1 protein-coding gene is annotated in these 1854 nt (G+C 61.7%); it reads right to left on the bottom strand.

Going from position 1 to position 1854, the window contains the following annotated elements; all coding sequences use genetic code 11:
• Positions 1–157: 157 nt before the first annotated feature.
• The gene (locus VQ042_RS25440; protein ID WP_331823026.1) at positions 158–352 is read right to left on the bottom strand and encodes a hypothetical protein; all 195 of its coding nucleotides are present in this window, start codon (positions 350–352) and stop codon (positions 158–160) included.
• Positions 353–1854 lie beyond the last annotated feature (1502 nt).

Below are 1854 nucleotides of genomic sequence, written 5' to 3'. Positions count from 1 at the left end.
GAAACCGCTGGTGACCACCGCGCCGCCAATCTCGTCCTACAGCGCGATGAAAGGCGCGGACGAGATTGGCGACGCTATCGCCGAGCTACACCACCTGTGGGGACACGACCCCATCTCGTTGTCGACCAGCTTTCCGAGGGTGTCGATTGCGTTCGGGTCAGTCATGCCCTGAGATCTGGGTTTGCCGCCTCTCGATCAGCTTTTGATAAAGCGCGATCGTCTTGGCGATCTCATCCGCAGTCTGTTGTGCGCCGCCTCTGTCGTCCGCCCAGTCGAGAGAAAGCAGCCAATCCCGTTGCTCCTGAAAATGCCGCATCCACCTTTTCAGGTTTTCGACGCGCTTATCAGGCATAAATCCCACTCCCGGCTCACCACGTTCCAAGCACCTGCCACGTCAGCATAGCCGGTGGCGCGGAGCAACTCGTCGATCACTTGGGCGCTGTCGGAGCGCGCGGCGGCCGAATGGGGGTGGCGGGCGATTTCCTGCAGAGGCGGATCGCCTTCTCGCGGGTGTCGGCGTTCTCAAGCTCGAATCGCGACGACAGATCATCGTGCGGTTGCACCGGAACGGCGGACCAGGGGCTTCTGGGGATGGACGGCTGCCTACGTAGCAGAAGAGTCTCCACTAGCCTCTCGGCTTTACCGCTGTTCGCTCTAGCGCGCGATCGACGTCGTACGGCATTTCTGGATTGGAGCCATCCGGCAGTGCTTCGGCTTCGATTACAGCGTCGACGAGCCGCGCTTCCTCGTTCGAGCCTGCTTCAAACTTCAAACAGAGTGCGAGTTTCGTCGGGTGAGCCGCTAGCTGACTGACCGATGCTCTCGTCTCGAGGCTGAGCATTCGTGTCTTTCAATGCCGTGGCGTTTGCGGAGCCGTTTGTACCGGCGACGGGCGGAGGCATCTTCGGATCGGTTGTCACATGGTTGTCCATTGGCAGGAGAACGCACGAGCCTTCATTTCGTCGCGGGGCGGGCGGATGATGAGCTACGACTATTTCGTGAATACGGTTGGACCGGTGCGCCCCATCCGACGCGTGTCGATGGCTTTTCGGTTCTGACGTGGGCTCTACCGGCGCCACTGCTGCCCCTCGTTGGACCATAGCTGGGATTGACCTTCGTCGATCAACACTTGGCGCCCGTCGCGCCCGCGACCAGCCCGTACATTCTATCTGGCAGCCGCCGACCATCATTTGGCAAGGCGGGCAGCAGGTGACCGATGATGGAGTAGGGCGGCCCGGCAGAAGGCGTCGGAACACGCACCATTGCCGGGCCTGGTCGCAGCAGGAGCCTTCCTACGCCGCAAGTACCTTTCAATAGCACGATGCCAGGCCGTAGGTGAAGTCGGCCCGGCAGCATCCCAGGTCAGGCTGGAACGCTGCCGGGCCTGATCGCTGGCGAGGTGGCCGTCCGCCGCGACTCCGGAAGAGTAGCACGTCGACTATTTCAAGAAGATGGCGGCCCGACAGCGCAGCACGTGTGCCGGAGGTTCGCTGTCGGGCCTGTCGAACGGGGGATTCGTCCCGCACGACATACCGTCCGCAGCATTGAGGCGATGCTGGGGACAAGTGGTCCGGCGAAGGTCCCAGAACCAACGCTGCCGGGCATGTCGCAGTGAGGGAGGCTCGCCGCGGCCGTCTGATCATAGCACGATCTGCCCTAACGGAAACGCGTGCCACCTGTTGCATTTTGGGGGGATGGGCGAGCGCTTGCATTGCTGCATCCATCGCCTACCCACAGAATAATACCGACCAGCTCATGAACTGACCGCTTTGATGTAGGGATAGTTGCAGAGGGACCGGATGCGGGCTTGATCTTTGGTGGCGCGGTTCCAGGCATCGCAGCATGCGTCGATGA

Origin of the sequence: Aurantimonas sp. A2-1-M11, assembly GCF_036549475.1 — a bacterium.
In the GTDB taxonomy this organism is placed as follows: domain Bacteria; phylum Pseudomonadota; class Alphaproteobacteria; order Rhizobiales; family Rhizobiaceae; genus Aurantimonas.
Note: the sequence above shows the minus strand (reverse complement) of the source record. Positions and strands in the feature narration are given on the sequence as shown.

Bases quoted from the DNA above. Each gene is read 5' to 3' on its own strand.
- VQ042_RS25440 (WP_331823026.1), bottom strand. From the start codon at position 352: ATGCCTGATAAGCGCGTCGAAAACCTGAAAAGGTGGATGCGGCATTTT.